General features: G+C 70.2%; 5 protein-coding genes and 1 pseudogene. 3 read left to right on the top strand and 3 right to left on the bottom strand.

The genetic code is table 11. The features are described 5' to 3' along the window. Positions 1–621 (bottom strand): annotated as a pseudogene (locus AB0J66_RS49660) (hypothetical protein); the annotation flags it as partial. Positions 622–1,003: 382 nt separating this feature from the next. Here AB0J66_RS49660 and AB0J66_RS49655 point away from each other — a divergent pair. After that, the gene (locus tag AB0J66_RS49655) at positions 1,004–1,141 is read left to right on the top strand and encodes a hypothetical protein (protein ID WP_364676547.1); all 138 of its coding nucleotides are present in this window, start codon (positions 1,004–1,006) and stop codon (positions 1,139–1,141) included. Positions 1,142–1,153: 12 nt separating this feature from the next. On the opposite strand, the gene AB0J66_RS49650 is transcribed toward AB0J66_RS49655, so the two are convergent. Further along, the gene (locus tag AB0J66_RS49650) at positions 1,154–3,028 is read right to left on the bottom strand and encodes a protease pro-enzyme activation domain-containing protein (RefSeq protein ID WP_364676544.1); all 1,875 of its coding nucleotides are present in this window, start codon (positions 3,026–3,028) and stop codon (positions 1,154–1,156) included. 183 nt (positions 3,029–3,211) lie between these two features. Between AB0J66_RS49650 and AB0J66_RS49645 the strand changes: the two genes are divergently transcribed. Next, on the top strand, positions 3,212–4,561 hold the full coding sequence (locus AB0J66_RS49645) for a beta-1,3-glucanase family protein (RefSeq protein WP_364676543.1): 1,350 nt from the start codon (positions 3,212–3,214) through the stop codon (positions 4,559–4,561). 42 nt (positions 4,562–4,603) lie between these two features. Here AB0J66_RS49645 and AB0J66_RS49640 read toward each other — a convergent pair whose 3' ends face one another. After that, complete coding sequence (locus AB0J66_RS49640) at positions 4,604–5,020, bottom strand: hypothetical protein (RefSeq protein WP_364676541.1); 417 nt, start codon at positions 5,018–5,020, stop codon at positions 4,604–4,606. Between the two features lie 110 nt (positions 5,021–5,130). On the opposite strand from AB0J66_RS49640, the gene AB0J66_RS49635 reads away from it, so the two are divergent. Continuing rightward, on the top strand, positions 5,131–7,419 hold a 2,289-nt coding region (locus AB0J66_RS49635), incomplete at its 3' end, for a M36 family metallopeptidase (protein ID WP_364676539.1).

Here is a 7,419-nt window from a genome sequence, read left to right as displayed (position 1 = left end):
GGAACCGGACATCGGCATATCGGCGAACCGGCCGTCACAACCGTCACCGGTGTAGCTACCACCGCCGAGCGTCCACCAGCCGGCGTTGCCGTTGGTGTACCGGCCGTTCTCGGTGTACGACGCGCCGTTGACGGCACAACCGTAACCGGCGACGTTGCGGTAGGTCACCGGCTTGGCCACAGCCCGCTGAGTGCTGGTGCTGCCGCTGGTGCTGCTGCTGGCAGCGCCAGCGCGGGCACTGGTACCGCTACTTGTGCTCTGGCCTGAGGACGTCGTCGCGCCGGTCTGGCCGCTCGAGGTCCCGGCGTCCTGGACGGTGACTTGGCGAACCGGCGGCGCCTGCGCGCCGGCCGGCTGCCCCGCCGATTGATGGGTGTCCCGCACGCCCTGCTCGGTGACATGTACGGTCTGCAACGGGTCGTCGGCCTTGGCGGCCGACGATGACGACGACGAGGGCAACGCGCGACCTGAACCGCCGCCGGCGCCGCCGTCCGTACCACCGGCCTGTGACGCCGTGGTGGCCGTGTCCGTCTTGCTCGTGCCGCGCAGCAGCACGCTCAGCCCGACGACGCTACCCGCCGTCAGCACCACCACGAGCGCACCGACGGCCGCCTTACCCACCGCGGACGTCTGCGATCCACGCCTCGCAGTACGGACGAACGCACCGACGAAACCGGTCCGCGCTCCCCGGCGCGGCACCAGCTCATCGGGCTCAACGTCCAGACTCGCCAACGGCTGCGACATAGATTTGTTGGCCCTTCTCTATTTCGGTCGGGTTCCTATCCATCCCGATCCGACGTGACCCGGAAAGTTCCTCTTCGGGGACGCCTCATCCAACAGACCGCGCATTTTGTCGACCGCGTCGGCCACCGGGGCCGCCCGCGCGGCGAGCAGCTCAGCGGACTGCTCCTCGGCTTGCCGAATCGACGTCAGAATTTGACTCGCCAGATGAAGGGCCGGCGACAACGGCTTGGTGCTGACGTTGCCCGAACAGCGTGTCTACATGAGTGCGGGCGACCGCTTCTGGGAGATCACCGAGGGCTCGGCCGAACCGTGGTCCGAGCCCCCGGCACTTCCCGGCGCGGCCGATCCGCCACGGATGGCCCTGGCCTTCAACAAGTGCGCACAGTTCCTGGCCTGATCCGCCGGCCGGTCAGCGGCGGAAGGAACCGACGAAGGATTTTGTCGCCGAGCCCAGCCCGGTGGCGTTGTCGAAGCCGGAGGCGGCGGTCAGCGACGTGTCCGTGCCGAGCGTGTTCAGGTAGATCGGGGTGGGCGTACCGTTCGGGCCGACCTCGATCGGCGGGTCGGCCGGGTCGACGGGAAGGATGTCGTGCAGGGCCGCGGTGCCGGCCCGGGCGTACAGCGCCGGATTGACGAAGCCGAGGGCGTGGCCGGCGCCCTGCTTCGCGTCGGCTTCCAGGGCGGCCAGCAGCGGGGACGAACCGCTGGTCGCGCCGTCGGGGATGACGTCGTAACCCGCGCTGCCGTTCTCGTCGTAGACCTGGTCGGCGCCGGTGAAACCGATCAGCCAGAGTTCGCCGGCGTCGGCCGACACATCCGGGACGACCCGCCGGGCCGCTCCGGTGCCGCCGGCGGTCGCCAGCGCCGGCGGCACGGCGGGGCGCTGGTAGGCCGGCTGGGCGAAGGCCGAACTGCGGCCGCCCGTGGTGCCGCCGGCGAAGAAACCGGGCAGCGGCTCGCTGTACGTGTCGCCGTCGATCTCGTCGAGGTTGTCACCCCACGCGGTCTCGCCGAGGATCCGGTTGCCGGCGCCGATCCGCAGGCTGGTGCCGCCGACCGCGGTGGCCCACGGGTCGGAGGCCGGGAAGGTGACCTCTCCGGTCCCGTTGTCGTCGCCGCCGTCGCCGGCGTCGAAGTCGAACCCGATGCCCTCGAGCGCGCCCTGGACGAACAGCAGCTCCCAGGCCGCCCGGTCGGCGGCCGAGAAGTCGCTTTCCAGGACGCTGACCGAATCGGTGGTCACGTCGGCCAGATGCTGATCGACCACGGTGGTCTGGGCATCCAGCAGCGCCCGCTGCTTGTCACCCGTGCAGGCGGCGGCCACGAAGACGACCTTGGCCGCCGGGGCGATGATGTGCACCGTCTCGGTGTCCAGCGCCTCCTCCACGGGCAGCGTCGACTGGTTGTCGCAGTCGGCCGGGGTGGTCGTCGCCGTGTACTGGCCGGGCGCGAATCCCGGCACGCCCTGGTCGGCGAAGAAGCGGTTGGCGTCGGCCTCCATGCTCGGCAGATGGCCGGTCATCACGATCGCGACGGTCGCGCCCTTGCCGTCCTGCGAACTGATTCCGTACGCCGCCCGCAGCTGCTGCGGTGTGTAGCCACAGATCGTGGTCGGCGCGGTGGTGTGCCCGTACGCGGCCGGGATATCGGCGACGTGCTCGCCCCACCAATGCGAGCAGTTGGCGCTTTCCGCCGCCGCGGTCTTGGCCTTCCGCACCTTCTTGGCCGAACTCTTCAGGTCGAAGCTCAGGCCGGCGAGTCCGGTGACGGTGGCGATGTCACCGGCCAGAGCGGCCGGGACCGACGCGCCCCCGACCGGGCTGAAGGCATCGTTGTACGCGTCGATGGTGGTCGCGAACACCGCGTCGGCCTGGGCGACAGTGGCGTCGACGGCGACGTAGTGCGCGGTCGTTCCGGTCACCGTCAGGCCCTGGCCGGTCAGCCACGACGTCACCGCGGCGGTCTGGCCGGTGGTCGGCCCGAATCGCGCCGCGAACCTGGCCGGGCTCAGATACCGCGCGTACGCCGGATCGGCCGGGTCGGAAACGGCCGTCGCCGCGGCGTGCTCGGCCGTCGGGGCGCGGCCGGTCAGATAGACCCGCAGGTGCAGGAGCAGGGCCGGATCCGCCGGGCCGTCCGGGGTGTGGCCGCTGGTCCACCCGAGAGCGGGGTCGGGCAACGCATGACGAGCGGCACCGGCGTAGGCCGGCGCCGACAGCAGGCCGCCGAGCAGCGCCGCGGCCACCACCACCGCGCCGAGCCGGGAAGGCTGGAGAAGATGCATGCCTTGAAGACGGCCGGGATGTCCACTTGTTCACCCGGCGTCCCGTCAGTTCCGTAACCGGGGAGCCCTTGCCACTTAGGCGACTTGCCGATAGGACTGACTCGACAGGGCGCTCACGTCCGCCATCCCCACGCCGTTCCCGGCGGGCGGCGCTGGACGCCATCATCGAGACCTGGAGTTCCCATGTCCCCTGTCCTCAGGCGCCGGCCGGTCATCCTGACCGGCGTGCTCGCCCTCCTCGTTCTCGCGTACGGCGTGGTCACCCTCGGCTCCGCGCACGCCGCCGAGATCCCGATCTCACAGGGCAAGACCGCAATCGCGTCGTCGAGCGAGAACCCGGGCGCGTTCCCGGCATCGGCCGCGGTCGACGGCAACACCGGCACGCGCTGGTCGTCGGCGTTCAGCGACCCGCAGTGGCTGCAGGTCGACCTCGGCGCCACCACCGCCATCAGCTCGGTGACCCTGAGCTGGGAAGCCGCGTACGCCAAGGCCTTCCAGCTCCAGACCTCGGCCGACGGGACCACCTGGACCACGGTCTACAGCACCACGACCGGCACCGGCGGCACGCAGAACCTCACGGTCAACGGCAACGGGCGTTACGTCCGGATGTACGCGACCGCGCGCGCCACGCAGTACGGCTACTCACTGTTCGAGTTCCAGGTGTTCGGCACCGGCGGCTCGTCCCCGACCACGCCCCCGGCCACGCCGCCGTCGGGCGACTTCTGGGGCGGCACCGGTGACATCCCGGCCGCCCGCAATGTCCTCACCGTGAAGATCCTGAACCGCACCAACGGCAAGTACCCGGACAGCCAGGTCTTCTGGAACTTCAACGGGCAGACCCATTCGATCGCCGAGCAGCCCTATCTCGACATGCCCGCGAACTCGGCCGGCCGGATGTACTTCCACCTCGGCTCGCCGGACAGCCAGTACTACGACTTCATCGAGTTCACGGTCGGGCCCGACCAATTCAACGGCAACACCACGCGGGTCGACGCGTTCGGGCTCAAGCTGGCCATGCGGCTGCACTCGCACGACGGCAACGACGTGCAGGTCGGCGAGGACCAGGCCACCTTCGCCGAGGACCGGGCGGTGACGTTCCAGAAGTTCCAGAACGAGGTGCCGGCCGAGTTCAAGCATCTGGCCACCGCGACGGCGCCGTACCGGATCCTGGCCCCGGGCAGCGACCCCGCCTTCCGGGCCGGCGGGCAATACCAGAACTACCTCTCGTCGTACGCCTCCACGGTCGGCATCACCGCGGCCACCAGCGACATCTTCGGCTGTGCGGGGACGCTCGCCGGTCAGCCGCAGCAGTGCGCCGCCCTCAACCGGCACACCGCCGACCTGCCGCAGTCGCAGTGGGAGACGGTGAGCAACTTCTACCGGGCCGCGCCGGCGAACTACTACGCGAAGTTCTGGCACGACCACGCGATCAACAAACTGGCCTACGGCTTCCCGTACGACGACGTGGCCGGCCAGTCCACCTTCATCTCGCACAACGACCCGCAGTACCTGTTGGTGGCCGTGGGCTGGTAGTACCTCGAAGCGGCCGGTCACCATCGACCGGCCGCTTCGCGGCTATTCAGCTACGCAGGAGATTCCGACCGCGCCACCGGCGAGGTGCGGGTAGCTCTCCGCGTAGCCGTTCGGGTCGCCGCGGTTGGTCAGCTTGACACCGATCATGCCCGCCGTCGTGCCGTGCACCACGGCGAAATGGGCGCTGCGCGCCGCCACGTCGCGCGCGCTGGAGCTCGTCGGCACGTACAACGACAGCGTGCACGACTGCGCCGCACTACCCACCTGAAATCCCCACACGATGGACTGCCCAGCGCTGTCCGCATCGGAACCGGACATCGGCATATCGGCGAACCGGCCGTCACAACCGTCACCGGTGTAGCTACCACCGCCGAGCGTCCACCAGCCGGCGTTGCCGTTGGCGTACCAGCCGTTCTCGGCGTCCTGACCCGCCGGCGTAACAGATTGAACTATGCCCATCAGTGAACGTCCTCCTGGGCAAGCAAGGGCCACGAATCGTGGGCGGACCGGACTTACCGGCATCAGCCGGAGAAAGCCGCCGCTACGCCCGGTCCATGGAGGGACCACAAATGAGAGCTGGAACCGAACAGCGCCCCGGCCGGCGCTGGTGGGCGGCCGGCGCGGGAGTCGTGCTGATGGTGGGACTCGTTCCCGCCAGCGCGCAGGCCGCCCCTGACCCGATTGCCGTACGAGCGTCCGCAGCGCCGCAGCGGGCGAACTACGACTCGCGGTCGGCGATCAACGTCGGTGGTGCGGCCGCGTCCGGTGCCACCACGGCGGCCAAGCGGCTCCGAGCCGCCGCACAGGCCGGCAGCGCGGCCCGTACCCTGCGCAATTCCCTCGGCGTGCAGGGTCTCGTCGACCTCGATCCGGCCACGGGTACGCCGCGACGCGTCGCCCGGCTCGACGGCTTCCTGACCGGCGCCAGCCGCCGGAAGCCGGAGACGATCGTCCGCGACTATCTGAAGGCGCACCGCGACGTCTTCGGGCTCGACGACGCCGCGGTCGGTACTCTGCGGCTGCGCCAGGACTACGTCGACATCGCCGGCGTCCACCACCTGAGCCTTCAGCAGACGGTGGACGGCGTCGCGGTGTTCGGCAACGGCCTCAAGGCCCACGTCACGAAGGACGGCCGGCTGATCCAGGTCGACGGGTCGCCGATCAGCGCGATGCCCGCCGCCGCCGGCTCCCCCGGGCTCACCGCGGAGAAGGCTCGGGACGCGGCGGCGCGGGACGTGCACGGCAGGACCAGCGCCACGGTCAGCAAACGATCGGCCGACCCGGTCAGATCCACGACCTTCACCGACGACGGCTCGGCCAAGCTGGTGATGTTCCAGACCGGCGCCGGCCCGGTACTCGCCTGGCAGGTCGTCCTGCCCGATCCGGGCTATGTGGTCGTCGTCGCGGCCGATTCCGGGACGGTGCTCTTCCGGCAGAACACCAAGGCCGAGTACGACGGCGGTTCCAGCGGCCTGGCCTGGGAGTACTACCCCGGTTCGCCGAGCGGCGGCACGCAGAAGAAGGTCGATCTGAGCTCGTGGCTGCCGGCGGACGCCCGCACGCTCTCCGGCTCGGTCGGGCACGTCTACGCCGACCTCAACGACGACGATGTGGCCAACGCCGGCGAGGAGATCCCCGCCACGGGCCACGGTTTGTTCGACTACAAGTTCACCGACTTCACCGCCGTCACCGGCGGGAAGTGCAAGCCCCAGTTCCAGTGCTCCTGGAACCCTCGGACCCCTGGATCGTGGCGGACGAACCTGGGCCAGGACGCGACACAGATCTTCTACTACCTGGGCCGGTGGCACGACCACCTCGCGGCCGCCCCGATCGGCTTCACCCGGGCCGCCGGCAATTTCGACGCGGCGGACGGCGACGGCGTGGAGGCGCAGGCGCTCGACGGCGCGAACACCGCGGACGGACTGCCGGACCCGGCTCACGCCGACAACGCCAACATGAGCACGTTGCCGGACGGCATGCCGCCGACCATGCAGATGTACCTGTGGCCGGATCCGAGTAACGCCAACGACCCCTTCCTGGCCGTCAACTCCGGTGACGAGGCGGACGTCATCTACCACGAGTACACCCACGGCCTGAGCAATCGCCTGGTCGTCGACGCGGACGGCGTGTCCACTATCGCCTCCCAGCAGGCCAACTCGATGGGAGAGGCCTGGAGCGACTTCTACGCCCTCGACGATCTCGTCGCCCGCAAGCTTGAGCCGGACACGACGGCCGACGGCGAGGTCGCCATGGGGCACTACCTCACCGGCGGCGGGACGATCCGGACCGAGGCGGTCGACTGCCCGGTGGCCAGCACCGCACCCCGCTGCGCGGGCAAAGCCGCCACCGGACCGGGCGGTTACACGTACGGTGACTTCGGCAAGATCTCGGCGATCGGGCCGGAGGTCCACACCGACGGCGAGATCTGGGCGCAGACGCTCTGGGATCTTCGGCGCGAACTCGGCCGGGAGAAGGCCCTGTCCCTGATCACCCGGGCGATGGAGCTGTCCCCGGCTGACCCGTCCTACCTCGACATGCGCGACTCGATCCTGGCCGCCGACCGGGCCGTCTTCGGCGGCCGGAACAGCGCGGCCGCCTGGAAGGTCTTCGCCCGGCGGGGCATGGGGTACTTCGCCGCCACCAGCGGCGGCGGTGACACCCAGCCGGCGGAGGACTTCTCCTTGCCACCCGCGGCGAACTCGCCGAAGGGCACCCTGACCGGCGTCGTCACCGACCAGGACACCGGCGCCCCGGCGGCCGGCATCACGGTCGCCTTCGGCGGTCACGACTCCGGCTTCGCCGGCGGCTATGCCGCCACGACCGCGGCCGACGGCACCTACACCATCGACGGGATCTTC

The sequence above is a fragment of the Actinoplanes sp. NPDC049598 genome, assembly GCF_040675435.1.
Classification (GTDB): domain Bacteria; phylum Actinomycetota; class Actinomycetes; order Mycobacteriales; family Micromonosporaceae; genus Actinoplanes.
The sequence above is the reverse complement of the archived record's forward strand: the minus strand, read 5'-3'. Positions and strand labels throughout refer to the sequence as shown.